Source organism: Labrys sp. F242 (genome assembly GCF_057813875.1).
The window spans coordinates 3,201,662-3,227,415 of the sequence record NZ_JBVASG010000001.1 but is presented as its reverse complement, the minus strand read 5'-3'; the positions used below and the strand labels follow the sequence as shown (position 1 = coordinate 3,227,415).

The window sequence follows — 25,754 nt, the reverse complement described above, 5'->3', positions numbered from 1 at the left end:
AGCTCATCATGCCGATCCATCGCCGTTCCCTCCTGGCTGGCCTGCTGCTTGCCGGGCTGCGGCCGGAGAGAGTCCTGGCTCGGGCGGCCGTGGAGGCTGGCTCGATTCTGGGCGCCAGCGGCGAAAGCACCGCGCAGGCCCGCGGCCAGACACGTCTGCTTGCCGTCGGCGATCCCGTCTATCTCAACGATCTCCTGGCGACCGGCGAGAGCGCGCGACTGTCGGCGCAACTGGGTGAGGCCACCCGCTTGCTGCTCGGCGCCCGCACGAGAGTGCGTATCGACAAGTTCCTGGTCGACCGTGGCGGCAGGCTGGTGCTCGAGCGGGGTGCCATTCTGTTCGACCGCCCGCATGACCGGCCCTCGGGCGAACTCAGCGTTACCACGCCTTTCGGGCTGATCGCCGCTCGCGGCACCCGGTTCTTCGCCGGGCCGAGCTGGGGCAAGTTCGGCGTCTATGTCGAGAATGGTGTCGTCGACGTCGCCACCAAGGGGGGAACGGTGCGGCTTACCCCTGGTTTCGGCACCGAGCTCACCGGTATGCAGGCTGCGCCGGCCAAGCCTGCACCCTGGAGCCGCCTGCGCGTCGGCGAGGCCTGGGGCGCCGTGGTCGGGCCGCGCAATACGTTTGGCGGCGGTGACGTGTCGCCCTCGGGTGGTGGCGACATGCCGTCGCCGGGCGGTGCTGGTAAGCCGTCGGATCACACATCAGGCGGCAGTCACCCCGCGCCGAAATAGCACTCCTGTGTCAATGGCAGCGCGGCGGCAGGGTTTTCGCCTTGTTCAATGCGCTGTCCGCGCCTCGATGGCACGGATCACCGCCGCCATGTCGAGCGAGCCGTGGCCGAGATCCTGTGTTTCGCCATAGAGGGCGTGGCAGACATCGAGGAGGGGCGAGGCGAGCCCGGCGCGGCGGGCGGCCTCCGAGACCAGGCGGTTATTCTTCAAGACATCGGCGATCGAGGCCTGCACCGCAAAATCGCCTTCGACCAGTTTCGCCAGCTTGATACGGGAGACCGGGCTCGCCATCGGGCCGGCATCGAGGATGGCCTGGAATTGCTGCATGTCGAGGCCGCGCCGCTCCGCGAAATGGGCGGCCTCGGCCAGGCCGGTCACCATGGTGATCAGGAACAGGTTGACGGCGAGCTTCATCGTCAATGCGCCGGGAACGGCCCCGCAATCGAAGGCCTGATGGCACATCCTGTCGATCAGGGGGCGGATCTGGGCGAGTGCCTCGGCGTCGCCCGCCAGCATGGCCACGAGCTGCCCGGCTTCGGCAGGCTTGCGGGAGCCGGAAACCGCGGCTTCAACATAGTGGCCGCCGGCGGCGCGGATATCCTGGTCGAGCCGGCGCGAATCCTCCGGTGAGATCGTGCCCATCTGCACGATGATGTGACCGGCGACCCGGTCTTCGAAATCGCTGGTGTCCCGGCCGAGCACCGCATCGATCGCGCCCGTGTTCGCCAGCATCAGGATCACGATGCCGGCCTTGGCGAAGAGCTCACCGGGGTTGCCGGCAACCTCGGCCCCCGCCGCCTGCAGGCTGGCACATTTGTCCGGGGAGCGGTTCCAGACCACCAGCGGTGTTCCCGACCGTGCAAGATTGAGCGCCATGGGCTCCCCCATGACACCGAGACCGATGAAGCCGACTGGCATGACGACGCGTTTCTCGTTCCGAAATTTCCAATCGTGGAATGGTATCTTCGCGCTGGACGGCGATCTTGAACGATTGTGCGTGGAAGCTGATAACTCTACGGCTCGATGCGTTGCCAGCCATGCAGCAGGCGGCGGCTCGTCACGTCCAGGGCGAAGTAATTGCCGCCGCCCGGCGCCTGGTCGTATCGGCGGTCGATCGGCACGCACAGAAGATGGCAAAGCAGGAGGGCGCCGACACCGCCATGGGCGACGAGCGCGATGTCGCCGCTGCCGCCATCCTTGTCCAGGATGGCCTCGACGGCTGCGATGATGCGGGCCTGGGCGTCGATGGCCCGCTCCCAGCCGCGAATGCTCTGCTCGGGATTGGCAAAGAAGGCGTCGGCGGTTGCCTCGAATTCGTGGGGCGGCAGGAAGCCGGTGGCCGATCGGTCGTTTTCGTGCAGCGCCGGCTCGATCTGCAGCTCCAGGCCGAGAGGGCTCGCCAGGATCTCGCCGCCATCGCGAGCCTTACGCTCGTCGCTGGCATAGACGGCGCTGATTCCAGCCACGAAGCCGTGCCGGTTGAAGGCCTCGTGCCGGGCTCGTCCCTTTGTTGAGAGACGCCATTGCGGCACGGGAATGGAGGGATCGATCTCGACTTCCGCATGGGTGATGAAATAGGCGGTCCTGACGGTACCCAAGCGGCTGTCTCCGATGAAATGCCGCGCCATCCTGGCCGAAGAGGAAGGCGATGGCCATCCCCTTCGGCCCGATGATCAACCCTGGGGCGTCGGCAGGCGGGTGGCGCTCTGGCGTTCGATCATCCAGCCGGGATATTCACGCGGCAGGGCGCTCACCTTGTCGAGGCGAGCGAGTTCCTCCTCGCTCAGCACCACGTCGGTGGCAGCCAGATTGTCGTCGAGCTGCTCGATGGTCTTGGCGCCGATGATCACCGACATCACGAAGCGCTGATGCAGCACGAAGGCCAGGGCGATGCGGGCGACGGAGACGCCATGCGTCGCGGCGATCTCGCGCATCACGTCGATGGAGGCGAAGGCGCGCTCCTTGTCGACGGGCGGGAAGTCGAAGCTGGCGCGACGCGAGCCTTCGGGACCATTGCCGTCGCGGTCATATTTGCCGGAGAGCAGGCCGCCGGCAAGCGGGCTCCACACCATCAGGCCGAGCTTTTCGGCTTCCAGCAGCGGGACGATCTCGCGTTCGAGGTCGCGGCCGGCAATGGTGTAATAGGCCTGCAAGGTCGAGGGCCTGGTCCAGCCATGCTGGTCCGCGAGGCCGAGGGCCTTCATGATCGTCCAGGCCGACCAGTTGGAGACGCCGACATAGCGTATGCAGCCCTGGCGCACGAGATCATCGAGGGCCCGCATGGTTTCCTCGATCGGGGTTATGCGGTCGAGGCCGTGGATCTGGTAGAGGTCGATATAGTCGGTGCCGAGCCGCTTCAGGCTCGCCTTGACCGCATCCATGATGTGGCCGCGCGAGGCGCCGCGGTCGTTCGGGCCGGTGCCGACCACGCCGAAGGCCTTGGTCGCCAGCACGACGTCCGAACGCTTGTGGCCGGAATTGACGATGGCCCGTCCGGTGATCTCCTCCGACAGGCCGCCGGAATAAACATCAGCGGTGTCGATGAAATTGATGCCGGCGTCGAGGGCGCGGGCGACGATGCCGTCGGCGACCGTCTGGTCGAGCTGGCCGATCGCGTTCCAGAATTCATTGCCGCCGCCGAAAGTCATGGTGCCCAGGCAAAGTTCCGAGACGTGCAGGCCAGTGCCGCCAAGTGTCTTGTAGCGCATGAGATGATGTCCGTGAAATGAAGGGATCCTGCCGTCCATGCGGCATGGAAAGGCGCGGGATCTCGTCCCGCGTCCTCAAGGAGGTTAGGCCATGGCGGCCGGTATCAAAAGCCGGCGACTGCTCCACACGCTATATAGCCGTGCTATACAATGATGGAGGGATACGCGGAGCGCTTTGCGAAGCCCGTGCCGTCAATTCTGAGGCGGTTCTTCATTCCGTCTCATCGCAAAAGGCATTAGCATCCGCGAACGCTGTTTCCTCGCCATTCGAATCGTGTCGGAGCCGATTGTGAGAAATCCTTACGAGGTTCTCGGTGTTGCCTCGACGGCGTCTCCCGCCGAGATCCAGAGCGCCTTTCGCCAGCTTGCAAAAAAGCTGCATCCCGATCTCAACCCCGGAGACAAGAGCGCGGAAGACAAATTCAAGGAAGTCACGGGTGCGTACGATCTGCTCAGCGATGCAGACAAGCGCAAGCGTTTCGACAATGGCGAGATCGATGCGAGCGGGGCGGAACGGCCGCCGCAGCATTTCTACCGGGAATATGCAGGATCGGACCAGGATCACCCCTATGCGGATGCCTCCGGTTTTGCCGATTTCATGGACGAAGAGGATGCCTTTGCCGAGCTCCTGAGGCGGGGGCAGCGGGCCCGTGCAAACCGGCGTGGCTACGATATGCATTATCGGATGTCGATCGAGTTCGCCGATTCGGTGACGGGTGCGAACAAGCGCCTGACACTGCCCGAGGGCGGCACACTCGACGTCAAGATTCCAGCGGGCCTGGTGGATGGACAGACCCTTCGCCTGAAGGGCAAGGGCATGCCGGGCGCGGGAGCGGGCAGTTTTGGCGATGCCTTGATCGAAGTGGAAGTCCTGCCGGATCGACGCTTCACGCGCGAGGGCGACGACATCACGCTCGAACTGCCGATCTCGCTGTCGGAAGCTGTGCTGGGAGGACGGGTGCGGGTTCCCACCCCCACGGGGGACGTGACGATGTCGGTGCCGAAAGGCTCGAATACCGGCACGACCCTGCGCCTGAAAGGAAAGGGCGCTCCCCGCCGCGGCGGCGGTCAGGGCGACCAGTTCGTCAAGCTGAAGGTGGTTCTGCCGAAGCCACCGGACCCGGAACTCGAAGCCTTCGTTTCGAACTGGGCCAGGGGGAAGGACTTCGATCCGCGTGAGGATGGAGCATCATGAGCATGAACAAGCACGAATTTCTGACAAGTTCCGGCCTCCAGGTGCAGACGCTGGAATTGTGGCTTGAGCAGCGCTGGCTCATCCCTCGGCAGACCGATGCCGGCGTGCAATTCACCGAGATCGATGTCGCACGCGCCCGCCTGATCCGGGATTTGAAGGAAGATATCGGAGCCAATGACGAGGGCATCGACGTCATCTTGCATCTTACGGATCAGCTCCATGGGCTGCGCCGTGCCCTGGCGCAATTGCGGGCTGACATGCAGGAGGGCTCATCGTGATGCGATTTGCCATGAGGCGGAATTCTCTTCAGCCCTTGTCGAGCCATGCGAACGCCTCAAGGCGAGAGTGCATGATTTGACATGACGGTTTTGATTGTACGGTTCGGATATGGCGCGCAGTGACCCGTTCGACGGCCTCTCCGAATTCCTCGCCATCGTGCGCCGGGGCAGCTTTCGGGCCGCGGCGATCGAGTTGGGGGTTACCCCGGGTGCGGTGAGCCAGGCTCTGCAGGCGCTGGAGCGACGGCTCGGCCTGCCGCTTTTGCATCGGACCACGCGCAACATCGCCCTGACCGAGGATGGCGAGCGGCTGCTTTCCCAACTCGGCCCGGCAGCCGAAACCATCGTCGGGACGCTCGACGAACTCGTGCAGTCGCGGCTGAAGCCCTCGGGCACGCTGCGCCTGCTCGTGCATCGCATGGCGCTCGTGCATGTGCTCGAACCCGTCCTGCCGCAGTTCCATCGGCGCTGGCCGGAGATGCGGGTCGATGTGACTGTGGATTCGACCCATGCCGAATTGGTGGAGGGCGGTTTCGACGCCGGCATTCGTGTCGGTGAATTCATCGACAGGGACATGATCGCCGTGCGTGTCACGCCGATCTTCCGCTGGGTGGTGATGGCGGCTCCGGGCTATCTTGCCCAGCGGGGGCGGCCGCAGATGCTGGAGGACATCGCCGGACATGAATGCCTGCGATATCGACGTCCGGATGTCGGCGATATCTATCGCTGGGAATTCGAGCGCGACGGCCAGGCGCTCAGCATCGATCCGCCCGGCACCATCGTCTCCAATGATCCCGGCCTGCTGCGCGCGCTGGCGGTGCAGGGCATGGGGCTGCTCTACGGCTCGACCCTGCAATCGGCCCGGGAATTGGAACAGGGGCTGCTCGAACCGGTCCTGGAAGAGTTTTCGCCGGCGGGCGACAGCCTGTTCATCTATTTTCCCAGGACGAGCCGCAGCCAACCCAAGCTGAGGGCCTTCGTGGAGGCGTGTACGGAGCATCTGCGCCAACAGGCGACGTCAGCCTCGATTCATGCATCAGGTTCGGTGCTGTAAGATTTTGTTGTCGCATCGTTTTCAGCCAGAACGCGGGCGCTGGGCCGTGGCACGGTGCTCTCGCATTTCCGGCCTTCCGCGCGATCCGGTTTGATGCCAGAGATAATTATGTCGGACTTTTGAGTCGGAACCCCGGTTCCGCCTCGAGGACGGCCACAGCTTCAAGAACAAGCAGGCTCCGGGGCGGTCCATGCCGCTGTCGTAGCACTGCGCAGGCGCCCTTCTCGGGAAGGCGCCAAGTGAGGAAACCGATCATGGGCGTGCACGAACAACAAGAGCAGCGGGGAACTGGCGCGGTCAGCCTTTCCGGCTTCTTCGGCCTGGAGGGCAAGGTTGCTGCGGTGACCGGTGGCGGCAGCGGCATCGGCCTGGCGGCGGCGCAGGCCCTGGCCGCGGCGGGCGCTGAGGTCGTCATTCTCGATCGGGCGCCGGCGGGAGACGACGTGCTTGCCAGCGTCGAGGGAAGCCGGCCTGCCGAGGCCCTCGTCATGGATGTGACCGACGAAGCCGAGGTGGCGGCGCGTTTCGCCGAGATCGTCGCCCGCCACGGCCGCATCGACATTCTCGTCAACAATGCCGGCCTCGCCATCCGCGATGCCGCGGTGGATCTCAGCCTGGAGGCATGGGACAAGGTGGTGGCCGTCAACATGACGGGCGTCTTCCTGTGCGCGCGCACCGCGGCCCGCCACATGATCGCGGCCGGGCAGGGCGGGGCCGTCATCAACACGGCTTCGATCATGGCCTTGTCGGGGGGCGGCATCTACCCGAACATCTCCTACCAGACCACCAAGGGCGCCATCGTCAATCTCACCCGTGCCCTGGCGGTGGAATGGGCTCCGCACCGCATCCGGGTGAACGCGGTTGCTCCCACCTATGTGCGCACGCCTTTCATCGCCCCCCTGCTGGCCCAGCCAGAACTGATGCAGCGCATCGAAGCGATGACGCCGCTGCGCCGCATCGCCGAACCGCATGAGGTCTCCCCGGCGATCCTCTTCCTCGCCAGTCCCGGTGCCGCCATGGTGACCGGCCACACGCTTCCGGTGGATGGAGGGTTTCTAGCTCAGTAATTCACCAGTCCTGTCATTGCGTGTTCCTCTGTTTCGTGGAAGTTTGCGTCCTGAAATGGCTCTTCGTCCACGAATTTAAGAATAAAATAATGAGGAAGCACCAATGAACAGCAGTGTTTCCGCCGGGAGCGGCGGTCTGTCTCCTGGGCTTTTGGATCGAGAGCGCATCGTTGCACGGCCGGGGTTCAATCGCTGGCTCGTGCCACCTGCGGCACTGGCCATCCATTTGTGCATCGGCATGGCCTATGGCTTCAGCGTGTTCTGGTTGCCTCTAGGACAGGCGCTTGGCATAACCAAGTCGGTAGCCTGTGCGGTAGATCCGGGCTTCTGGGGCGCTCTCGTCGGTCTTGGGCGGGCCCTGTTCACCACGAGTTGTGACTGGCGCGTCTCCGACCTGACCCTGACCTATACGCTCTTCTTCGTGCTGCTCGGCTCGGCTGCGGCGATCTGGGGCGGCTGGCTAGAGCGGGCCGGGCCGCGCAAGGCCGGCGTCGTGGCGGCGCTGTGCTGGTGCGGCGGGCTGCTTATCTCGGCCATAGGCGTCTACATCCACCAACTCTGGCTGATCTGGCTGGGTTCGGGCGTGATCGGCGGCATCGGCTTGGGGCTGGGCTACATCTCGCCCGTCTCCACGCTGGTCAAATGGTTCCCCGACCGGCGTGGCATGGCGACCGGCATGGCCATCATGGGCTTCGGCGGTGGTGCGATGATCGGCTCGCCCTTGGCCGACATCCTGATGAACCATTTCAAGAGCGCCGATAGTGTCGGCGTCTGGCAGACTTTTGTGACGCTGGCGGTTGTTTATTTCGTCTTCATGATGGCGGGGGCCTTCGGCTATCGCGTGCCGCCGGCGGGTTGGCAGCCGGAAGGATGGACGCCGCCCGAAAGCACCAAGGCCATGATCACCTCGGGCCATGTCCATTTGTCCAATGCCCACAAGACCCCGCAATTCTGGCTGATCTGGGCCGCGCTCTGCCTCAACGTCTCGGCCGGCATCGGCGTGCTCGGCATGGCCTCGCCCATGCTGCAGGAGATCTTCGCCGGTTCCCTGATCGGCAAGCCGGAGATCGGTTTCGCGACACTCGATGCCGGGCAGGCCAAGCTGGTCGCCACCATCGCCGCGAGCTTCGTCGGCCTGCTGTCGCTGTTCAACATCTTCGGACGTTTCTTCTGGGCCTCGCTTTCCGACAAGCTCGGGCGCAAGCTCACTTATGCCACCTTCTTCGGCCTCGGCATCGTGCTCTATGCCTCGGCGCCCTGGGCCGCCCATACCGGGCTGCTGGCGGTGTTCGTCGCCTTCTTCTGCGTGATCGTCTCGATGTATGGCGGCGGCTTTGCGACGGTGCCGGCCTATCTCGCCGACATGTTCGGCACCCAGTTCGTCGGTGCCATCCACGGCCGGCTGCTGACGGCCTGGTCGACGGCGGGGATCGTCGGACCGGTGGTGATCAACTACATCCGCGATGCCCAGATCGCCGCGGGCGTGCCGCGAGCGCAAGTCTATGATCGCACCATGTATGTTCTCGCCGGCATGCTGGCCGTCGGCTTCGTCGTCAACCTCATGATCAAGCCGGTGGCTTCCCGCTGGTTCATGACGGACGCCGAGGTGGCGGCCCTGCAAAAGCGCGGACAGACGCAGGAGGGGAAATCCTCGGGCATCGGGCGGGGCGGGCTGAACGGGCCGGCCGTCCTGGCCTGGCTCGCCGTCGGCATTCCCATCCTGTGGGGTGTGTGGATCACCTTCTCCAATGCGCTGAAGCTGTTCCACTAAGGCGAGGCGCACACCCGTCTCGCGAAAGAGCGAGATGGGGAACGGATCATTCCAGGCGGTTCACTTGCTTCCCTCAGGAATGCCCGGCCGCAATGCGATCGAGCGCGGCGACCTCGTCTTCCGGCAGATCGAGCTTTGCCGCGGCGAGGTTGGCTTGCAGATGCGCCACGGAGGAGGTGCCCGGGATCAGCAGAATGTTGGGCGCGCGGCGATGGAGCCAGGCCAGCGCGACCTGCATAGGCGAGGCATCGAGGCGCTGCGCAACCTCCGACAGGGTCGAGGATTGCAGCGGCGTGAACCCGCCGAGCGGGAAATAGGGCACATAGGCCGTACTTTCGCGGGCGAGATCGCCGATCAGGATATCATCGGCCCGGTGGGCGAGGTTATAGTGGTTCTGCACGCAGACGATCGGGCAGATGCGGCGTCCTTCCGCGATCTGCGTTGCGGTGACGTTGCTCAGTCCGACATGCCGGATCAGGCCCTGTTGCCGAAGCTCGGCCAGGACGCTGAGCGGTGCCTCGATCGAGCCCTCGGCCGGCCCGTGAACGTCGAACATGACGCGCAGATTGACGACGTCGAGCACATCGAGCCCGAGATTGTGAAGATTGTCATGCACAGCCTGGGTGAGGGCCTCCCGCGAGAAGGCAGGAATCCATGAAGCGTCCTCCCCGCGCTGCGCGCCCACCTTGGTGACGATGACGAGATCGTCCGCATAGGGATGCAGGGCCTCGCGGATCAGCCGGTTGGTAATGTGCGGGCCGTAGAAGTCGCTGGTGTCGATATGGTTCACGCCGGATGCGATGGCCTCGCGCAACACGGCCAATGCCGCATCGTGATCCCGGGGCGGGCCGAACACGCCCGGCCCTGCAAGCTGCATGGCGCCATAGCCGAGCCGCCTCACATGACGGTCGCCGAGGGTGAAACTACCGGACTGCTCGATTGTGGTCATAGCCGATCTCCTGTTCGTCCTGCGTAGCTAGGGGCTGTCAACTTGCGCGACAATCAGTCATAATTGGGACAGGTTGTTCGGAGTTGCGAACAGTGAAAGTCGACCTCAACGATCTCCATGCTTTCATGACCGTCGCGCGTGCTGGGGGATTCCGCGACGGTGCCCGTGCGAGCGGTGCCAGTCCGTCTGGTTTGAGCGAGGCGGTGAGCCGGCTGGAGACGAAGCTCGGTGTCAGGCTGCTGAACCGCACGACGCGCAGTGTCGCGGCTACCGAGGCCGGCGAGCGCCTGCTGGAACGGCTCGGCCCGGTCATGAGCGAGATGGAGGCGGCACTGGACGTCGTCAACGGCTTCCGCGACAAGCCGGCCGGGACGCTCAGGCTCAATGTGCCTGTCAGCGCGGTTCGGCTGGTGCTGCCGGCGCTCGTGCCTGATTTCCTGGCCGCTTTTCCCGATATCCGCCTGGAGGTGATGGCCGAGGACAGCTTCGTCGACGTGCTGGCGGCCGGCTGCGATGCCGGCATCCGCTACGACGAGCGGCTTGAGCAGGACATGATAGCCGTGCCCATCGGGCCGCGTGTGCAGCGCTTTGCCGCCGCGGCTGCGCCTGTTTATCTCGATCGACGGGGGCGGCCAGAGCACCCGCGCGATCTGCTTCATCACGCCTGCCTGCATGGCCGATTTTCATCCGGGGCGATGCCGGCCTGGGAATTCGAGCGCGATGGCGAGGTCGTGACCGTCGATACGACGGGGCCGCTGTTGGTGAGCGTCGGCACGGCGACGGATCTGGCCGTCGATGCCGCAATTGCGGGCACCGGTATCATCTATCTGTTTGAGGATTGGTTGCGCCCCCATTTCCACAGCGGGGCCCTCGAACCCGTCCTCGAACCCTGGTGGGAGCGCTTCTCCGGCCCCTTCCTGTACTACCCCGGGCGCCGTCTGGTTCCTGCGCCGCTGCGGGCGTTCATCGATTTCATCAAGAGCTCCGCGCCGCGCCTTTTTCCGGACGAGAGTGAGCAAGGTTCCGAGTAAAAGGGCCTGGCCGCGACATCAGGCCTTGGCGGCGAAGCTGTCCAGCTTCTCGAACAGGGTGGCCAATTGCTCCGCGCTCGGCTGGAAGGACTTCATGCCCAGGCTGATGAGAATGCCGTAGGACGCGAACAGCACCAGGGTTGAGTCGATGCTCCCGGCCTTGCCGTCCTTGTTTGCCCTCTCGACCAATGTGCTGAACATGGTGGCAAGCACGGAGGCCGCTTCCGGGATTTCGGCGGCGGTCACCAGGAACGCCGGCGACACGCCGCCTTCCTCCAGAGCGATGCGGCGGGCGAACTGAGCCAAGGCCGAGGCGAAATTCACGGTCGAGCCCGCGGTCTCGTCGATTTCCATCATCAGCGTTTCCATGTCCTGGCTGATAGCGGCGACGATCAAGGCCGTCTTGGTCGGGAAGTGGTGCAGCACACCGCCCTTGCTGACGCCGGCTTCCGCCGCCACCAGATCGATGGTGAGGTTGTGAACGCCGACGCGCTCGATCACGCCGACGGTAGCGGTCAGGATCTGCCCAATGGTTTCCATGCTGCGCCGCTGCAACTTGCGCGCGCGAAGAGTTTGGGGCGGGGGAGGAGTCTGGGGCATAATTCCTGAAACGATCTCGATATAATAAAAACCGTCTGGACGGTTTTGTTTTTAATTGATATGGGAACGCCGTGCAAGCGGAGAGTCCCGCTGCTGGCTGAGTGATCTTCCTAAAGCGTTTTGCGATTTGGCGGAATCGCCTTGAATCGCAGAGTCGCGTCGAAACAAGAAGTTGGAGCAGGACGGTGTTTCCGTTTGAACACGGTTTGCTCCAGACGCTGCGGAGCGGCAAGGGCGATGCGTGGACTGCAAGGGCTCGGGCCTTCCCGTCGAAACGACCCAATCGAACGACATTCGCATGAAACAGCGAGGGCGACGATGATCTCAAACCTCGGCAATCCCATGCAATTGCGCCGTGCCCTTCTTTTCGGAGGTCTGGTCGCGGTGCTCTCGCCTGCTATCGCCTGGGGCGGAGGGCCGCCGGCGCGCGTCGGCATCGTCACGGCCCGGGCCACGGATTACCGGCCGAGCGTCAGCCTGACCGGCGATGTCGAGGCCCAGGTGCAGAGCGATATCTCCTTCCGCGTGAGCGGGCGCATCATCGAGCGGCTGGTGGATGTCGGCGATCATGTCACGCCGGACCAGGTACTGGCTCGCGTCGACGGGCAGGAACAACGCATCGCCCTCGACACCGCCAACGCCGCCCTTGCCTCGGCGCAAGCGCAACTGCAGCAGAGCCAGGCGGCCTATCAGCGCCAGAAAACACTGATCACCAGCAACGCCACCTCGCAAAGTTCCCTCGATGCGGCGCAGGAGAATCTGAGTGTGGCACAGGGGTCGGTTTCGGCCGCGACGGCCCAGGTCGAACAGGCCAAGGAGCAGCTCGGCTACGCGGATCTTCGCGCGGGTGTGGCCGGCACGGTGACGGCACGCAATGCCGAGACGGGGCAGGTGGTGCAGGCCGGCCAGACCGTGGTCAGCATTGCGCAGGACGGGCCGCGAGACGCGGTTTTCGACGTCTATGAAGCCTTGATCGACAAGCCGCCGGGTTCGCCCGAAGTCGGCATCACGCTGGTGGCGGACCCTCGTGTGAAAACCACCGGCCATGTCCGGGAGGTCTCGCCCATCGTCGATGCCCGCAAGGGCACGATCCGGGTGAAGATCGGCCTCAAGGAGACGCCACCCGGCATGTCGCTGGGCACGGCAGTGCGTGGTGAGGCGAGCCTTGCCCCGCAGCGGCGTTTCGTGCTGCCGGCTTCGGCGCTGTTCGAATGGCAGGGCAAGCCGGCGGTGTGGACCGTGACAGCCGATCAACATCAGGCGCAGCCGCGCGCGGTCACGCTCGACCGCTACACCACGCATGACGTCGTGCTGTCGGGCGGGCTCGAGGATGGCGAGGCCGTCGTCGTGCAGGGCGGCCAGTTGCTGCGCCCCGGCCAGATTGTCGAGACTGTCCAGATCGAGAAACCCGTCCAGAGCGTGGAAACAGTCTTGGAGCAAGGGCAATGAGGCCAACCACACTCGGCGCTGCCATATCCGCGCTGCTCATCGGCGCATTTCCCGTGGCCGTGGCTTTCGCCCAGGAGCCTGCCAGGCCGGTGCTGACATTGACGGCCCGCAGCGTCGATACGGCGAGTTTCGGGCCTTTCGTCGGCAGTGTCGATGCCCGTTTCCAGACCAATCTCGGCTTTCAGGTCGGCGGGCGCATCATCGCGCGCGAAGTGAATGTCGGCGACAGGGTCAAGCAGGGCGCCAGGCTGGCGGCCGTCGACGCCACCTTGCTGCGGCTCGCCGTGCAATCGGCCCAGGCCGACCTTGCCAACGCCAAGGCACAGCTCGCCAATGCCGTGCTGACAGAGAACCGCAGCCGTGCCCTCGTGGTCACCGAAACGGCTTCCCGGGCCCAGGTCGACACGGCGGTGGCAGCCCGCGAGACCGCCGCAGCCAAGGTGTCCCAGGCCGAGGCCTCGCTGCGGCAGGCCCAGAATGTCCTCGGCTATGCCGAACTGGTGGCTCCTTATGAGGGGGTGATCACCGCCGTGAATTCGGATGTCGGCAAGGTGGTGTCGGCCGGCGACATCATCGTCACCCTGGCCCGGCCCGATGTGTGCGAGGCCGTGGTCGATGTGCCGGATTATCTGTCGGACGAACTCAAGGCCTATGCCAGCTTCGACGTCGTCCTTGCGGGCGAGCCAAGCATCCGTACGACCGCCACGCTGCGCCAGCTCGCCCCCGCTTCGGACGCGGTGACACGCACCCGCCGGGCTCGCCTGGCGCTGCAGGATCCACCCAATGCCTTCCGCCTCGGCTCCACCATCTCGGTCTCGGCCACGCGAAAGGTCGCTCCCTACATCGCCGTTCCGGTTTCGGCTCTGGCTGGCCCTGCCGACAAGCCATCGGTCTGGATCGTCGATCCGGTCAAGGCCGTGGTCACGGCCCGGCCGGTGAAGCTGGTCTCCCGCAAGGCGGGCTATGCCGTTGTGGATGGCATAGAGAACGGCGACATCGTGGTGGAGGCCGGCGTCGGCACTCTGCAGGCCGGCCAGGCCATCGATCTCAAGCGCAGCCAGAACCCAGAGGGGCAGAAATGAGCGGATTCAACCTGTCCGACTGGGCGCTCAAGCATCGCTCCTTCATTTGGTACCTGATGATCGCCTCGGTGATCGCCGGAGCCCTCTCCTATGTCCGGCTCGGCCGCGAGGAGGATCCTTCCTTCGACATCAAGACCATGGTCGTCCAGGTGAACTGGCCGGGGGCGACGCTGGAGGAGACCCTCAACCAGGTCACCGACCGGGTCGAGAAGGAACTCCAGCAGATCGGCGCGCTCGATTACACCAAGAGCTATACCCGGCCCGGTACGGCCACCATCATGGTCAACCTGAAGGACACCACCAATGGCCGGGCGCTGAGCGATGCCTTCTACCAGATACGCAAGCATGTGAACGATATCTGGTACACCCTGCCGAGCGGTGTGCAGGGACCGTATTTCAACGATGAGTTCGGTGACGTCTACGGCAATGTCTATGCCTTCACCGCCGACGGCATCGATTTCCGGCAACTGCGCGATTATGTGGAGCAGGTCCGCGACCGTGCGCTCGCGGTGCCCAATGCCGGCAAGACCCAGATTCTCGGCGCGCAGGACGAGGTTGTATATCTCGACTTCGACACCGCGCGTCTTGCCAGTCTCGGGCTCGACCGCCAGGCGGTGATCGCCTCCCTGCAGGCGCAGAACTCCGTATCGGCCGCCGGTGTGATCCAGGCGGGCCAGGACCGCGTCAGCGTGCGCGTCGATGGCGGCTTCAAGTCGGAACAGGACCTCAGTGCCATCAATTTGCGCGTCAATGACCGCTTCTTCCGCCTGAGCGACGTCGCCACCATCACACGCGGCTATGTCGATCCGCCGAGCTCTCTGTTTCGCTTCGATGGCAAGCCCGCCATTGGCCTGGCCATCGCCATGGCGCCCAACGGCAACCTCCTCCAGTTCGGCGAGGACCTGAAGGAAGCCATGGCCGAGGTTACCGCGACCCTGCCGGTCGGCGTCGGCGTGCATCTGGTCTCCAACCAGCCGGCGGTGGTCGAGGAGGCGATCTCCGGCTTTACCCGGGCGTTGCTCGAAGCCGTGATCATCGTGATGGCGGTCAGCTTCGTCAGCCTTGGCCTGCGTGCCGGGTTGGTGGTTGCGATTTCAATTCCCCTGGTCCTGGCCATCGTCTTCCTGGTGATGGAATATACCGGCATCTCCCTGCAGCGCATTTCGCTGGGCGCGCTGATCATCGCCCTCGGCCTTCTGGTCGACGACGCCATGATCACGGTCGAGATGATGATCAGCCGGCTGGAGGCGGGTGACAACCTCCTCAAGGCGGCGACCTTCGCCTATACCTCGACCGCCTTTCCGATGCTGACCGGCACGCTGGTGACGGTGGCCGGCTTCATCCCGATCGGGCTCAATTCGAGCTCGGCCGGTCAATATACCTTCACTTTGTTCGTGGTGATCGCGGTTGCGTTGCTGGTGTCCTGGATCGTCGCCGTGCTGTTTGCGCCGCTGGTGGGCGTGACGGTGCTGCCGGCCACCATGAAGAAGCACGACGAGAAGCCGGGCCGCTTCGCCGCCGCTTTCAAGAGCGCGTTGCTCGCGGCCATGCGATGGCGCTGGGTCACCATTGCAATCTGCCTCGGCCTGCTTGGCGCCTCTGTCGTGGCCATGGGCCATGTGCAGCAGCAGTTCTTCCCCTCATCCGACCGGCCTGAACTCCTGGTCGACATGACACTGCCTCAGAACAGTGCCATCGGCGAAACCAAGGCGCAGATGGACCGCTTCGAGAAGGCTCTGGCCGGCGATGGCGACGTGGTGCGCTGGAGTTCCTATATCGGCCAGGGCGCCGTGCGCTTCTATCTGCCGCTCGACCAGCAGCTCTCCAATCCCTTCTTCGGCCAGGCCGTCGTGGTCACCAAGGATATCGAGGCGCGAGATCGGGTGCAGAAGAAGCTGGAGGTGCTGGCGCGCGACAAGTTCGTCGGCATCGACATTCTCGTGCATCCGCTCGAACTCGGCCCGCCGGTCGGGCGCCCGGTGCAATATCGCGTCAGCGGCGCCGATATCCAGAAGGTGCGCGAGCAGGCGATCAAGCTGGCCGGCCTGATCGCGACCGATCCCAATCTCGGCACCATCACCTTCGATTGGAACGAGCCGGCGCGCGTGCTCAAGGTCGAGGTCGACCAGAACAAGGCCCGGCTGCTCGGCGTCACCTCGCAGGACATCGCCTCCATCCTCAACGGCACGCTGGCGGGGGCCGCCTTCACCCAGGTGCGCGACCACATCTATCTGATCAACGTGGTCGGCCGGGCGACGGCGGACCAGCGCAATTCGGTGGAGACGCTGGAGAACCTCCAGATCCCGCTTTCCGGCGGCACGGTGGTGCCGCTGCGGGCGGTGGCGAATATCGGCTACGGCATGGAGCAGCCCATCGTCTGGCGGCGCTCGCGCCTACCCACCATCACGGTGCGGGCGGCGCTGGAAGGCAATGTCCAGCCGGCGACCGTGGTCGAGCGCCTGGCGCCGAAACTGGCGCAGTTCAAGGCCCAGCTTCCCGACCACTACAAGCTCGAGGTCGGCGGCGCGGTGGAGGAATCCGCCAAGGGCCAGGGACCGATCATCGCCATCGTGCCGATCATGCTTCTGACCATGATGACCATCCTGATGATCCAGCTCCAGAGCTTCCAGAAACTGTTCCTGGTGGTCAGCGTGGCGCCGCTCGGCCTGATCGGCGTGGTGCTCGGCCTGCTGCCCTTCAACCAGCCGATGGGCTTCGTTGCCATCCTCGGCATTCTCTCGCTGATCGGCATCATCATCCGCAATTCGGTGATCCTGGTGAAACAGATCGAGGATCACGAGGAAGAGGGCATGGATCGCTGGACGGCGGTGGTGGACGCAACCGTCCACCGCATGCGCCCGATCATGCTGACGGCCGCGGCTGCGAGTCTGGGCATGATTCCGATCGCCCGCGAAGTGTTCTGGGGACCGATGGCCTATGCCATGATCGGCGGCATCCTGGTGGCAACCGTGCTGACGCTCCTGTTCCTGCCGGCCCTTTACGTGGCCTGGTACCGGATCAAGGAGCCGAAGACACAGGCTGCTGCCTGACGAGCGCCTCTAGATCGTCCCAGGCATAAACGAGGTTATGCGAGCGCCAGAGCGGGCCGGGGTCGGTATAGGATCCAGCTTGCCTGCCGCCCTGCGCCTCGTAGAAGGCGATCGCCGGCTGATTGCCGGCGACGACGCCGATGGCGGCGCTTCGGCGTCCCTGTTCGACCAGCCGTGCCGCGATGGCTTCGAGCAGGGTTCGCCCGATGCCTTGGCGCTTGTGCAGCGGATCGACATAGAGGTGCTTGATCTCGCAGCGTCCGTCGAAGATCGCCTGCGAGGGGGGGCCCGCCGCGGCAAAGCCGACCAGTCCGGCTCCGCTCTCGGCCAGCAGCACGATCTGGTCTGTAGCGGCCGAGGTCAGCCGCTTGTGCCAACTGGCGAAGCGATGCTCTTCGTCGAGCACGACGAAGGCCTTGGAGGGCGCGAGGGCATGATAGGTGTGGCGCCAGACCGCGACATGCAGGTCGGCCATGGCTCTGGCATCGTCGAGATGGGCAGGTCGGATGCTGACTGCGCTCATTCCATCACTCCGAAAGCTTGTGCTGGGTCTCCATGGGACTGCGATCCGCGGTAGATATCGCCGGGATATCCACCGGCAAGGCCTGTGGCACCCCAGTCAAGCACAGCAGCGGGCCGGATGAAAGTATCGTTGGCGTGAGCGTGTGCGGAGGCGGCAATCCTGCCGAAGACGTCTCTACAGCCGTGCCTGCGTGCTGCGCGGCGTGGCGAGCAGCAGGTGGGTCTCGGAGGCGGTGACGCCCTGGATCAGGCGCACGCGACGCAGCACGGCGTCAAGGTCGCTGAGATTGAGGGTGGCGAACTCCACCACGATGTCCCAGCGGCCATTGGTGGTATGCACGGCACTGATTTCCGGAAAGCCGCCGAGGATGTCGATGACCCGGTCGGCTGCCCGCCCTTCAACTTCGATCATCACGATGCCGCGCACCGGCATGGCGATCGCGTCGGCCTTGAGGATCACCGTATAGCCGATGATGTCGCCCTGGGCTTCCATGCGCTCGATCCGCGCCCGCACCGTGGCGCGCGACAGGCCAAGTTCGCCGGCGAGGTCGGAAATGCTGCGCCGGCCGTTATGGCGCAGCAAGGTGAGGAGCTGGCGGTCGATGTCGTCCATGAGCCTGCCGAAATGATCAGGAGTTTATGCCAATTCGATAAGGGATATTGAGCCTTTTGCCAATTTGCATCGTTCTTACCGCCAAGCCTGGGCGATAGACTGCCGCCGATTTTCAAGAGGCTCTCATGACTTCGAAACATTGTATCTTGCTGGGTGCGCCACTGCAGGAAGGCACGGGGCGGCTCGGCTGCGACATGGGCCCGAGCGCCTTTCGGGCCGCCGGCCTGGCCGGTGCCCTGCAGGAACTCGGCCACAGCGTCGAGGATCGCGGCAATCTCACTCCCACTCCCCAGCGTGCGATCCGCCACGCCAATCCCGCCATCAAGCACCTGCCCGAAGTGGTGGCGTGGACCGAGGCTCTCACCGAAGCGGCCTATCGCCTCGGGGCCGAAGGCCTGCCGATCGTCATCGGTGGCGATCACGGCATGGCCGCCGGCACGCTGGCGGGCTTCAGCCGCCGGGCAGCCGAGACGGGACGGCCCTTCTTCGTGCTGTGGCTCGACGCCCATCCCGATTTCCACACGCTGGACTCGACGGTGAGCGGCAATCTCCACGGCTGCCCCGTTGCCTATGCCACCGGCCAGCCGGGCTTCGAAGGCTATTTTCCCCCGCTTGCTGCACCGGTGAAGCCCGACCACATCTGCATGATGGGCATCCGCAGCGTCGATCCGGCCGAACGGACGGCGCTCGCCGCTGCCGGCGTCACCGTGCATGACATGCGAGCCATCGACGAGCATGGCGTCGGCCCGCTGCTGCAGGCCTTCCTGAGCCGCGTGGCCGAGGCGAACGGGGTGCTGCATGTCAGCCTCGACGTCGATTTCCTCGATCCCGGCATCGCGCCGGGCGTCGGCACCACGGTGCCGGGTGGTGCGACCTTCCGTGAGGCACATCTGATCATGGAGATGCTGCATGACAGCGGCCTGGTCGCCAGCCTCGATCTCGTCGAGCTCAATCCTTTCCTCGACGATCGTGGCCGCACGGCTCTGCTGATGGTCGATCTCGTCGCCAGCCTGATGGGGCGCCGCGTGATGGATCGGCCGACCCGCGCCGGCACGGCCTAGCCTTCAGCTCTCTTGCTGATTTCGGCGCTTTCTCAACCGTTCCTGCGAGCCTGGCCATTCATTCGATCGGCAAGGCTCGCAAAAAACCCGGAAATCAAATCTTTCGCTGTAGTATCGGGGACGGGAGACCCGCGTCGCGATTTCGCCGAGGCGGACCGGCAATTCAGGGAGGCCGCATGCCACACAGTGTTCGTGATACCGGGGCCATGATTGCCGGCATGACCCCACGCCTCAAGGAAGGGGACTTTGTCTTCTGCACCACGACCTCGCCGGCCGTGATCGAGGCGGCTGCCAGGCAGGCTCTGTCATTCTTCCGGGAAGAGGAAGGCGTCACTTTGATCTTGCTGGTGGAAGAAGCCGCCACCCTCGGCTTCGACACCGCCATGGCGATGAAACGCATCGAGCTGGAGGTTTTCTCGGCGCTCGATGGTGTCGGATTGACGGCCGCGGTCGCCTCCGCCCTGGCTGACGCCGGAATCCCCTGCAACATGGTGGCCGCCTATCATCACGATCACGTCTTCGTTCCTGCCGGGATGGCCGAGCGTGCCGTCGCCATCCTGAAGGCCGCACAGCGGCAGGCTGGGGGCTGACGTCGCCCCATCACCCGCCGCGCAAAAGCCGCTCAGTCATGAACGCGCTTTGCTCCAGCGACATAGGGCAGCACGAACATATAGAGGCCGCTGAACAGCAGCAGGAAGAGCGGCAGCAGGGGCGCATAGACCACGAAGGCAGGCGGTTCGCCTAACGCCATGGCAACGAAATTGGCGATCACGCTTAATGTGAAGACAATGGACAGCCAGCGATGGGTCCGTCGAATCCAGGCATTGATGTTCAAGGAAGCCTCCCTTTGTCGATATCGAGCGGGTAACCCGCGATGGTATAGGGGCCAAGGCTTATTCCGACCGCGCCAGGACCTGCTCCAGATTGGCGAGGAACTGCTGCCAACCGGCCTTGGCGCCGCCATAGGCCTGGCGCTGGGAGGGCCGGAAGCCCGCCTGCTCCATGCGCAGATGCGTGCCCGCGCCGGTGGGCGTGAGCGTGAAGGTCACCACGCTTTTCAGATCGTAGGCGGCATCGTCATGGCTGAAATTCCAGCTATAGGACAGGCTCCGATGCGGCTCGACGGTGAGGACTTCGCAGTCGAGTACGCCGCCCCATTCGCCGCGCAGATTGAAGCGATGACCGACAACCGCGTCGAAGTCGTTCTTCATCAACCACTCCTCGATCAGGTGGGGTTGGGTGAGGGCGCGCCAAAGCTTTTCGGGCGGATGCGGAATCTCGCGCTCGACGACGACGGTACGGGTTTCGCTCGCGCTGTTGGTCATTGGTCCATCCTGTTCAGCAAATCTTCGAGATCGTCGAACCGGGCTTCCCAGAATTGCGTCATCTGGCTTGCCCAGTCGATGAGGGGGCTGAGGGCGCCGAGTTGCGCGCAATAATGGGTCTGCCGGCCTTCGTGGCGGTTGCGGACCAGCCCGGCTTGCTTCAGCATCGCAAGATGCTTCGAGACGGCCGGCTGCGAGACCCGGGCATGGGCCGTGAGGGCTCCGACCGTCTGCTCTCCCTTGCGGCACAAGCGCTCGAAGATCGCCCGCCGGGTCGGATCGGCGAGCGTTCTGAACAGGAGGTCGGGGGAGAGCGGCGTCAAAATCAATAACTCCTCAGCTATGGATTTAATTCATAGCTGAGGAGTTATGAATTCGTCAAGTCTGCAGCAAAGAGCGAGATCGCCGTCGATCCATGATATGGCTCGAAACTGGCAGCCCAGGGCACCCTCTGGAAAGGCAGTTCTGCCTTTCGCAAAGGAGACGCCTCAAAACGAGGCGCTGGATCGGGTGGAGCAGAATGCCACCGATGCCATTGCAGATGTCATCCAGCGGCGCGCTATCCCGACGCCGCAAGCGTCAGGAGCAGGGCCACTTCTCCTGCAGGGCCGTGGTGGCAAGGACCACGAAGGGTTCCTTGAGCCGGTCTGGATGGGCATCGAGGAAGGCGGAGACGACGGCTGCCGTCTGTGCAACAGAGACGTCGACCGGCTTGCAGATACGCTTATCCGAGGTCAGCAGGCGCCCCATCGAGGCGAGATCCTCGATCTCGATGGCGCAGTCCAAGGAGGGAAGTACGAGTTCATTTGGCGTCGGCGCGGTATTGGCCGCCAGACCGCGGCATGCGGCGCGATAATAGTCGCCGCTGTTCGGCAGGGTCTGGGCCGCCGCGGGCACGCATAAGCCGGTCAGGCAAAGGGCTAAAAGCAGGAATTTTCTCACCATGGGAAATCCTCCACGTGCCAGCTGGTTCCCGGCAAGCTGACATTTCCGGGGCTACATGGTCAATCAAGGCCTGTACCCAGGTGCGCTTTAGCCCGGGATGCACCAAGCTCGGGGGGGCATCGTGCTGATCTTTCTCAGGCGGAGTGACGATACCGGATTTCAGCCTTAGGCCTCCAGGCGTCATCCAGGAGAAGTTGTAACCACTGAGGGAAACTTTCCGTTCGAAGGCTTCGTTCTGTTTGTAATATTTAAATTCTGCACATATTTTCTTTGATCTTAAGTATATATTTTATTGGAATTGAGTGTTATAGATAACTATTTCTAGATAGTACTGGATTTTAGCAATTTTCAGGCCTATCAGCGGCTCGTTAATTGGAATCTTGTCTTTCATCATGAAATCTTCGAGCTTGTTCGCCGCGGTTCTCTTCGCCAGCACCGCTCTCTCCAGCCATGCCTTCGCGCAGATGCAGCAACCACTGGTCGAGATCGAGGGCGGCCTCATCCAGAACAAGGGCTATGGAGGCATCGGCGTCTTCCTGCCATTTCTCATCGATGATCGGAATGGCATCTTTTTCGATGCCAGCGGCAGGCTCGCCAAGGGCTCGGCCCGGCAGGCCTCCCTCGGCCTGGGCTACCGCCGTCGCTTCGGGCAGGACTGGGTGATCGGCACCTATGGTTATTTCGATCTCTTCAAGAGCGACTATGGCAATCGCTTCAATCAGTGGTCCTTCGGCGTCGAGGCGATCGGCCCGGCCTATGAGGGTCGCGCCAATGTCTACCTGCCCGGGAGCCGGGAGGCCTATCTGCCCGGCCTGAGCCGCGCCTTTGTCTCCGGGGACGAGCTGCGTTTCCAGGCCGGCCGCGAGTTTGCCCGGGCAGGCGGCGATGCGGAAGTCGGTTTCCGTGTGCCCGATTTCCTGGAGGAGATGGCAGCGCAGGTGAAGGTGTTCGGCGGCGCCTATTGGTATGACGGCCGCAATCGCGTCGACGATATCCCCGGGGTCAAGGCCCGGACGGAAATCACCTTCGCCAAGGTGCCGGGCCTTCCCGGGGCGACCTTCGCGCTCGGCGCCTCCGTCTCCTACGACAGGGAGGACCGCACCAAGTTCGGCCTGACGGCCCGGCTGCGCGTGCCGCTGGGCGGCAGCGCGCGTGGTGGAGACGGCGCCTTCGACGCCATGTTCCAGCGCGTCGAGCGCGCCAGCCTGGTGCGCACCTATGCCGGCGCTTCCGGCCCGATCGAGCGGGCCGAATATGTCGCCAGCGGCCAGGCCGTCGGCAAGGTCGTCAAGATTACCTCCGGCAGCGGTCATGCCGCGGTGATCAACGACAGGCTTGCCGCGGGCGGCGACAACGCACTGGTGCTCGCCAATGGCGAGATTGCCCTCGACCAGTCGCTGCAACTGGGTCAGGGACAGCATCTGCTCGGCGGGGGCGGTGGGATCGCCGTGCGCGGCGCCTCCAGCCGGCAAGAAACCGTGTTCCGCAACCAGGGGCCGACGGCCCGGCTGACGGGTAGCAGCCCACTGGCCAATGTCGTCACCATGGCCAGCGGCAGCGAAGTCGCCAGCCTGGCGATCTCGGGCGGGCTGGCCGGCATTGCCGGCAGTGGCGCCAGCAATCTGACGATCCGTGACGTCGATATCAGCCGCACGGCGGGCGACGGCATTCGGCTCGACAACGTCACCGGCGCTCTTATCGATGGGGCCAGGATTCATGACCTCTATATCTGCGACAACAACAGCGAATGCGAATTCGCTGTTGGCAATCCCAACCGCGCGCCCCATGCGGCCATCAGTGCTCTCGGCAGCCGGGATCTCACCATCCGCGACACGGCGATCGACAGCGTGACCTACGGCATCTTCATCGGCAGCCGTATCGACGACAGCGACTGGCCTGTTGTCATCACCCATGCGGCAGAGAACATCAGCATCGACAATGTCGCCATCAGCCGCTCGCGGCGCGAAGGCGTGCTGCTGGTCGCCGCCAAGGGGGTGACGATGAACAAGGTCGGTGTCGACAATTCCCAGCAGGGCCTGGACATGGATCTGGTGGTGCTGCAGGGCACCTCGGATGTCACCATCAGGGACATGAACCTGAAGGGCGGCATCAATGGACTGATGCTGGTTACGGCCTCGACCCTGCCAGAGGCGGCCAGGACCACCAATGTGCGCGTGGATGGCCTGACGGTCGACGGCACCCGCAATGCCGGCATCTTCCTCAACCCGGTCTCCGACATCCATTTCAAGAACGTCTCGATCTCGAATGCCGGCACCTACGGTGCCTTCATCTATGGCAGTGACTGGGATTTCCTGGGCGGTCCGGTAAAGAATGTCAGCTTCGAGAATATGCGCGTCGACAAGGCCGGCACGGCGGGGCTCTATTTCATGGGCCCGGCGATCGACATCCGTGGTGACGTGGCGGTTTCCGGTACGCCCCGCAATTGCCTGGTCTCGAGTTTCGGTTCCTATGTCAATGGCTCGCTCACCCAGCCCCCGGGTTCCAGGCTCACGCTCAATGGCGGCGAACTCAACGCCGGCAATTTCGAAGCGAATTGCCTGTAACCGCCAGTGATGAGGGTGGCCACGTCGGAGCGGAGCCAGGAGTGGTAACAAGGCGGGGGCGGTTGTCGTAGGATGGGGGAGGGGTCTGACGACCATCCTGCGAGGAGACTTGCCCATGCCGACACGCCGCGATTTTCTGGGCCTCGTGCTGCTGGGAGGCACGAGCTTCGCCTTCACGCAAGCGGCTGCGGCGGGTCCCGCTCGCCTTGCGCTCAGCGATGATGAATGGCGCCGGCGGCTGACGCCATCCCGTTTCGCCATTCTGCGAGAGGCTGGTACCGAACCGGCCTTCACCAGTTCGTTGCTGCATGAACAGCGGGCAGGGCGCTTCGTCTGCGCGGGCTGCGGCGCGGCCCTGTTCTCGTCCCGGACCAAATATGACAGCGGTACCGGCTGGCCGAGCTTCTGGGCTCCGATCGGCCGGTCGGTACGCACCAGCCGGGACACCAGTCTCGGCATGGTCAGGACCGCGGTCGCCTGCACCCGTTGCGAGGGGCATCTCGGCCATGTCTTCGACGATGGTCCGAAGCCGACGGGGCTGCGCTATTGTATCAATGGGCTGGCTTTGGTTTTCGTGCCCGGCAGGGCCTGATAAGTCGCTTCTGAAAAGAAACGGCCCTCGAGGCATGGCCGTAATTTGTTCGTGAATTGTTCTTGTTTCTGGCACGCGCCAAGGTATGATTGCGCATTCCTTCCTTTCGGAGAGATTGCGCAATGCCCACCTTCAGCCGCGCCGGCCTGGCCCTCATGGCGCTGATTGCCCTGCAAACCGGGCCTGTCCTGGCCGAGACGACGGCCTGCAAGCCGTTCAAATGGTCGCTTACGCGGGAACAGGGCTGGTTCCAGGCCTCACCGCCAACCTTGGCTTCGGGCGCAACGCTGGCCAAGGTCGACGGGGCCGCCGACCTCCAGCTCAGCCCGGTGTCGGATCTGAAATTTCCCGTGACGTCCGGCCGCAAGCCGGCAACCGATACCTATGGGGCCTTGCTGACCCTGCCGCCGATCGAAAAAGCCGGTCTCTATCAGGTCACGCTCTCGGAAGAGGGCTGGATCGACGTCGTGCAGGCTGGGGCAACGGTGAAATATTCGGCCGCGACGGGCCAGAAGGCCTGCACAGGCCTGCGTAAGAGCGTGCGCTTCAACCTGCAGCCGGGGCCGGTCTCCCTGCAGATCAGCGGCGTGAAGGCGCAGACCGTCAAGCTCGCTGTGGCGCCGGCCGAATAGCCGCCGGCGCGCGCTGCTCATCCAGTGTGGTTGCCCGCTGGACTGGACAGGTCCGGTCGAACATCGCACGCGCCTCCAAAATGGCGGCGCGGTTGGCGAAGGCCCATTGGCCGAGCGCATTCACCGGCATGCGCAGGGAATGGCCGAGTTCGGTGAGCTCATAGTCGACGCGCGGCGGAATACTGGGCGTCACTCTGCGGCTGATGAGGCCGTCGCGCTCCAGGCCCCGCAGTGTGAGCGTCAGCATGCGCTGGGAGATGCCGTCGATCCGGCGCTTGATCTCGCTGAAACGCAAAGGCCCCTGGCTCAGCGCCATCACGATCAGGATGCTCCATTTGTCACCGATGCGCGACAGGATCTCGGTGACCGGCCGGCAGCTCTCGGTGAGGCTGCCCTTGTCCTCGTTCATGCCGGTTACACCCATGTCACCTACGGCCATGAATGTGCCTCCTTGTGCCTTACATGCCTGTACCATATTTAGCCTCAGTTACGTTTTGTAACCAGAAAATTTCAACCTGGAAAACCCGGG

Annotated in this window: 27 protein-coding genes; 15 read left to right on the top strand and 12 right to left on the bottom strand. The window is 64.2% G+C overall.

The window, feature by feature from the left end:
* Positions 1 to 8 precede the first annotated feature (8 nt).
* Entirely contained in the window at positions 9 to 737 is a 729-nt protein-coding gene (locus ACZYTC_RS15205) for a FecR family protein (protein ID WP_434955266.1), read from the top strand.
* Between the two features lie 45 nt (positions 738 to 782).
* Here ACZYTC_RS15205 and ACZYTC_RS15200 read toward each other — a convergent pair whose 3' ends face one another.
* From ACZYTC_RS15200 to ACZYTC_RS15190, 3 genes are all read right to left on the bottom strand, one after another.
* Positions 783 to 1,655, bottom strand: coding sequence for an NAD(P)-dependent oxidoreductase (locus ACZYTC_RS15200; protein WP_441772696.1), 873 nt, complete (start codon positions 1,653 to 1,655; stop codon positions 783 to 785).
* A gap of 95 nt (positions 1,656 to 1,750) precedes the next feature.
* Complete coding sequence (locus ACZYTC_RS15195; protein WP_488989926.1) at positions 1,751 to 2,335, bottom strand: histidine phosphatase family protein; 585 nt, start codon at positions 2,333 to 2,335, stop codon at positions 1,751 to 1,753.
* Between the two features lie 75 nt (positions 2,336 to 2,410).
* On the bottom strand, positions 2,411 to 3,445 hold the full coding sequence (locus ACZYTC_RS15190; RefSeq protein ID WP_488989925.1) for an aldo/keto reductase: 1,035 nt from the start codon (positions 3,443 to 3,445) through the stop codon (positions 2,411 to 2,413).
* 289 nt (positions 3,446 to 3,734) lie between these two features.
* Between ACZYTC_RS15190 and ACZYTC_RS15185 the strand changes: the two genes are divergently transcribed.
* The 5 genes from ACZYTC_RS15185 to ACZYTC_RS15165 all read left to right on the top strand — a co-directional run bounded on the left by ACZYTC_RS15185 (position 3,735) and on the right by ACZYTC_RS15165 (position 8,810).
* Complete coding sequence (locus ACZYTC_RS15185; protein ID WP_488989924.1) at positions 3,735 to 4,640, top strand: DnaJ C-terminal domain-containing protein; 906 nt, start codon at positions 3,735 to 3,737, stop codon at positions 4,638 to 4,640.
* 2 nt (positions 4,641 to 4,642) lie between these two features.
* Complete coding sequence (locus tag ACZYTC_RS15180; protein ID WP_434959594.1) at positions 4,643 to 4,918, top strand: chaperone modulator CbpM; 276 nt, start codon at positions 4,643 to 4,645, stop codon at positions 4,916 to 4,918.
* Positions 4,919 to 5,027: 109 nt separating this feature from the next.
* Positions 5,028 to 5,972, top strand: coding sequence for a LysR family transcriptional regulator (locus ACZYTC_RS15175; protein ID WP_488989923.1), 945 nt, complete (start codon positions 5,028 to 5,030; stop codon positions 5,970 to 5,972).
* Positions 5,973 to 6,226: 254 nt separating this feature from the next.
* Positions 6,227 to 7,039, top strand: coding sequence for an SDR family NAD(P)-dependent oxidoreductase (locus ACZYTC_RS15170; RefSeq protein ID WP_488989922.1), 813 nt, complete (start codon positions 6,227 to 6,229; stop codon positions 7,037 to 7,039).
* Positions 7,040 to 7,142: 103 nt separating this feature from the next.
* On the top strand, positions 7,143 to 8,810 hold the full coding sequence (locus tag ACZYTC_RS15165) for an OFA family MFS transporter (RefSeq protein ID WP_488989921.1): 1,668 nt from the start codon (positions 7,143 to 7,145) through the stop codon (positions 8,808 to 8,810).
* A 73-nt stretch (positions 8,811 to 8,883) separates the two neighbouring features.
* Here the strand turns inward: ACZYTC_RS15165 and ACZYTC_RS15160 are convergent, their stop codons facing one another.
* Positions 8,884 to 9,759, bottom strand: coding sequence for an aldo/keto reductase family oxidoreductase (locus tag ACZYTC_RS15160; RefSeq protein WP_488989920.1), 876 nt, complete (start codon positions 9,757 to 9,759; stop codon positions 8,884 to 8,886).
* A 92-nt stretch (positions 9,760 to 9,851) separates the two neighbouring features.
* Here ACZYTC_RS15160 and ACZYTC_RS15155 point away from each other — a divergent pair, with 92 nt between their 5' ends.
* A complete protein-coding gene (locus ACZYTC_RS15155) occupies positions 9,852 to 10,790 on the top strand; it encodes a LysR family transcriptional regulator (protein ID WP_488989919.1) in 939 nt (312 codons plus the stop codon).
* Positions 10,791 to 10,808: 18 nt separating this feature from the next.
* Here the strand turns inward: ACZYTC_RS15155 and ACZYTC_RS15150 are convergent, their stop codons facing one another.
* Entirely contained in the window at positions 10,809 to 11,330 is a 522-nt protein-coding gene (locus ACZYTC_RS15150) for a TetR/AcrR family transcriptional regulator (protein ID WP_434955276.1), read from the bottom strand.
* Between the two features lie 378 nt (positions 11,331 to 11,708).
* Here ACZYTC_RS15150 and ACZYTC_RS15145 point away from each other — a divergent pair, with 378 nt between their 5' ends.
* The 3 genes from ACZYTC_RS15145 to ACZYTC_RS15135 are packed head-to-tail and all read left to right on the top strand — an operon-like array spanning position 11,709 to position 16,971.
* On the top strand, positions 11,709 to 12,839 hold the full coding sequence (locus ACZYTC_RS15145; protein WP_488989918.1) for an efflux RND transporter periplasmic adaptor subunit: 1,131 nt from the start codon (positions 11,709 to 11,711) through the stop codon (positions 12,837 to 12,839).
* Positions 12,836 to 13,921, top strand: coding sequence for an efflux RND transporter periplasmic adaptor subunit (locus ACZYTC_RS15140; RefSeq protein WP_488989917.1), 1,086 nt, complete (start codon positions 12,836 to 12,838; stop codon positions 13,919 to 13,921). The genes ACZYTC_RS15145 and ACZYTC_RS15140 overlap by 4 nt, the downstream gene beginning before the upstream one ends.
* The gene (locus ACZYTC_RS15135) at positions 13,918 to 16,971 is read left to right on the top strand and encodes an efflux RND transporter permease subunit (RefSeq protein WP_488989916.1); all 3,054 of its coding nucleotides are present in this window, start codon (positions 13,918 to 13,920) and stop codon (positions 16,969 to 16,971) included. Before ACZYTC_RS15140 ends, ACZYTC_RS15135 begins: the two co-directional genes overlap by 4 nt.
* Here the strand turns inward: ACZYTC_RS15135 and ACZYTC_RS15130 are convergent.
* Both ACZYTC_RS15130 and ACZYTC_RS15125 read right to left on the bottom strand, forming a co-directional pair.
* Positions 16,940 to 17,494: a GNAT family N-acetyltransferase gene (locus tag ACZYTC_RS15130; protein WP_488989915.1), complete on the bottom strand. Its 555-nt coding sequence runs from the start codon at positions 17,492 to 17,494 to the stop codon at positions 16,940 to 16,942. The genes ACZYTC_RS15135 and ACZYTC_RS15130 overlap by 32 nt on opposite strands.
* Before the next feature lie 174 nt (positions 17,495 to 17,668).
* Positions 17,669 to 18,106 (bottom strand): Lrp/AsnC family transcriptional regulator, encoded by a 438-nt coding sequence (locus ACZYTC_RS15125; RefSeq protein WP_454813037.1) that lies wholly within the window; start codon positions 18,104 to 18,106, stop codon positions 17,669 to 17,671.
* Positions 18,107 to 18,231: 125 nt separating this feature from the next.
* Between ACZYTC_RS15125 and rocF the strand changes: the two genes are divergently transcribed.
* Positions 18,232 to 19,167: an arginase gene (rocF, locus tag ACZYTC_RS15120; RefSeq protein WP_434955282.1), complete on the top strand. Its 936-nt coding sequence runs from the start codon at positions 18,232 to 18,234 to the stop codon at positions 19,165 to 19,167.
* A 176-nt stretch (positions 19,168 to 19,343) separates the two neighbouring features.
* Complete coding sequence (locus tag ACZYTC_RS15115; RefSeq protein WP_488989914.1) at positions 19,344 to 19,757, top strand: ACT domain-containing protein; 414 nt, start codon at positions 19,344 to 19,346, stop codon at positions 19,755 to 19,757.
* Positions 19,758 to 19,789: 32 nt separating this feature from the next.
* On the opposite strand, the gene ACZYTC_RS15110 is transcribed toward ACZYTC_RS15115, so the two are convergent.
* The 4 genes from ACZYTC_RS15110 to ACZYTC_RS15095 all read right to left on the bottom strand — a co-directional run bounded on the left by ACZYTC_RS15110 (position 19,790) and on the right by ACZYTC_RS15095 (position 21,437).
* Positions 19,790 to 20,002 (bottom strand): hypothetical protein, encoded by a 213-nt coding sequence (locus tag ACZYTC_RS15110; protein ID WP_434955284.1) that lies wholly within the window; start codon positions 20,000 to 20,002, stop codon positions 19,790 to 19,792.
* Positions 20,003 to 20,060: 58 nt separating this feature from the next.
* Positions 20,061 to 20,492, bottom strand: a complete 432-nt coding sequence (locus ACZYTC_RS15105; protein ID WP_488989913.1) for an SRPBCC family protein — start codon at positions 20,490 to 20,492, stop codon at positions 20,061 to 20,063.
* Positions 20,489 to 20,815: an ArsR/SmtB family transcription factor gene (locus tag ACZYTC_RS15100; RefSeq protein ID WP_488989912.1), complete on the bottom strand. Its 327-nt coding sequence runs from the start codon at positions 20,813 to 20,815 to the stop codon at positions 20,489 to 20,491. The genes ACZYTC_RS15105 and ACZYTC_RS15100 overlap by 4 nt, the downstream gene beginning before the upstream one ends.
* 256 nt (positions 20,816 to 21,071) lie before the next feature.
* Positions 21,072 to 21,437 carry a Rap1a/Tai family immunity protein gene (locus ACZYTC_RS15095; protein ID WP_488989911.1) on the bottom strand — a complete coding sequence of 122 codons (366 nt, stop codon included), beginning with the start codon at positions 21,435 to 21,437 and terminating at the stop codon, positions 21,072 to 21,074.
* A gap of 392 nt (positions 21,438 to 21,829) precedes the next feature.
* Between ACZYTC_RS15095 and ACZYTC_RS15090 the strand changes: the two genes are divergently transcribed.
* The 3 genes from ACZYTC_RS15090 to ACZYTC_RS15080 all read left to right on the top strand — a co-directional run bounded on the left by ACZYTC_RS15090 (position 21,830) and on the right by ACZYTC_RS15080 (position 25,225).
* Positions 21,830 to 24,001, top strand: coding sequence for a right-handed parallel beta-helix repeat-containing protein (locus ACZYTC_RS15090; RefSeq protein WP_488989910.1), 2,172 nt, complete (start codon positions 21,830 to 21,832; stop codon positions 23,999 to 24,001).
* A 115-nt stretch (positions 24,002 to 24,116) separates the two neighbouring features.
* Positions 24,117 to 24,593 carry a peptide-methionine (R)-S-oxide reductase MsrB gene (msrB, locus tag ACZYTC_RS15085; RefSeq protein WP_488989909.1) on the top strand — a complete coding sequence of 159 codons (477 nt, stop codon included), beginning with the start codon at positions 24,117 to 24,119 and terminating at the stop codon, positions 24,591 to 24,593.
* A 122-nt stretch (positions 24,594 to 24,715) separates the two neighbouring features.
* Positions 24,716 to 25,225: a hypothetical protein gene (locus tag ACZYTC_RS15080; protein ID WP_434955290.1), complete on the top strand. Its 510-nt coding sequence runs from the start codon at positions 24,716 to 24,718 to the stop codon at positions 25,223 to 25,225.
* On the opposite strand, the gene ACZYTC_RS15075 is transcribed toward ACZYTC_RS15080, so the two are convergent.
* Positions 25,197 to 25,664: a winged helix-turn-helix transcriptional regulator gene (locus ACZYTC_RS15075; RefSeq protein WP_434955291.1), complete on the bottom strand. Its 468-nt coding sequence runs from the start codon at positions 25,662 to 25,664 to the stop codon at positions 25,197 to 25,199. The genes ACZYTC_RS15080 and ACZYTC_RS15075 overlap by 29 nt on opposite strands.
* Between the last annotated feature and the right edge of the window lie 90 nt (positions 25,665 to 25,754).

Bases quoted from the DNA above. Each gene is read 5' to 3' on its own strand.
- ACZYTC_RS15150 (WP_434955276.1), bottom strand. From the start codon at position 11,330: ATGGAAACCATTGGGCAGATCCTGACCGCTACCGTCGGCGTGATCGAG.
- ACZYTC_RS15170 (WP_488989922.1), top strand. From the start codon at position 6,227: ATGGGCGTGCACGAACAACAAGAGCAGCGGGGAACTGGCGCGGTCAGC.
- ACZYTC_RS15125 (WP_454813037.1), bottom strand. From the start codon at position 18,106: ATGGACGACATCGACCGCCAGCTCCTCACCTTGCTGCGCCATAACGGC.
- ACZYTC_RS15180 (WP_434959594.1), top strand. From the start codon at position 4,643: ATGAACAAGCACGAATTTCTGACAAGTTCCGGCCTCCAGGTGCAGACG.
- ACZYTC_RS15190 (WP_488989925.1), bottom strand. From the start codon at position 3,445: ATGCGCTACAAGACACTTGGCGGCACTGGCCTGCACGTCTCGGAACTT.
- ACZYTC_RS15205 (WP_434955266.1), top strand. From the start codon at position 9: ATGCCGATCCATCGCCGTTCCCTCCTGGCTGGCCTGCTGCTTGCCGGG.
- ACZYTC_RS15160 (WP_488989920.1), bottom strand. From the start codon at position 9,759: ATGACCACAATCGAGCAGTCCGGTAGTTTCACCCTCGGCGACCGTCAT.
- ACZYTC_RS15135 (WP_488989916.1), top strand. From the start codon at position 13,918: ATGAGCGGATTCAACCTGTCCGACTGGGCGCTCAAGCATCGCTCCTTC.
- ACZYTC_RS15080 (WP_434955290.1), top strand. From the start codon at position 24,716: ATGCCCACCTTCAGCCGCGCCGGCCTGGCCCTCATGGCGCTGATTGCC.
- ACZYTC_RS15175 (WP_488989923.1), top strand. From the start codon at position 5,028: ATGGCGCGCAGTGACCCGTTCGACGGCCTCTCCGAATTCCTCGCCATC.
- rocF (WP_434955282.1), top strand. From the start codon at position 18,232: ATGACTTCGAAACATTGTATCTTGCTGGGTGCGCCACTGCAGGAAGGC.
- ACZYTC_RS15115 (WP_488989914.1), top strand. From the start codon at position 19,344: ATGCCACACAGTGTTCGTGATACCGGGGCCATGATTGCCGGCATGACC.
- ACZYTC_RS15105 (WP_488989913.1), bottom strand. From the start codon at position 20,492: ATGACCAACAGCGCGAGCGAAACCCGTACCGTCGTCGTCGAGCGCGAG.
- ACZYTC_RS15090 (WP_488989910.1), top strand. From the start codon at position 21,830: ATGAAATCTTCGAGCTTGTTCGCCGCGGTTCTCTTCGCCAGCACCGCT.
- ACZYTC_RS15165 (WP_488989921.1), top strand. From the start codon at position 7,143: ATGAACAGCAGTGTTTCCGCCGGGAGCGGCGGTCTGTCTCCTGGGCTT.
- ACZYTC_RS15075 (WP_434955291.1), bottom strand. From the start codon at position 25,664: ATGGCCGTAGGTGACATGGGTGTAACCGGCATGAACGAGGACAAGGGC.
- ACZYTC_RS15145 (WP_488989918.1), top strand. From the start codon at position 11,709: ATGATCTCAAACCTCGGCAATCCCATGCAATTGCGCCGTGCCCTTCTT.
- ACZYTC_RS15095 (WP_488989911.1), bottom strand. From the start codon at position 21,437: ATGGTGAGAAAATTCCTGCTTTTAGCCCTTTGCCTGACCGGCTTATGC.
- msrB (WP_488989909.1), top strand. From the start codon at position 24,117: ATGCCGACACGCCGCGATTTTCTGGGCCTCGTGCTGCTGGGAGGCACG.
- ACZYTC_RS15200 (WP_441772696.1), bottom strand. From the start codon at position 1,655: ATGCCAGTCGGCTTCATCGGTCTCGGTGTCATGGGGGAGCCCATGGCG.
- ACZYTC_RS15130 (WP_488989915.1), bottom strand. From the start codon at position 17,494: ATGAGCGCAGTCAGCATCCGACCTGCCCATCTCGACGATGCCAGAGCC.
- ACZYTC_RS15140 (WP_488989917.1), top strand. From the start codon at position 12,836: ATGAGGCCAACCACACTCGGCGCTGCCATATCCGCGCTGCTCATCGGC.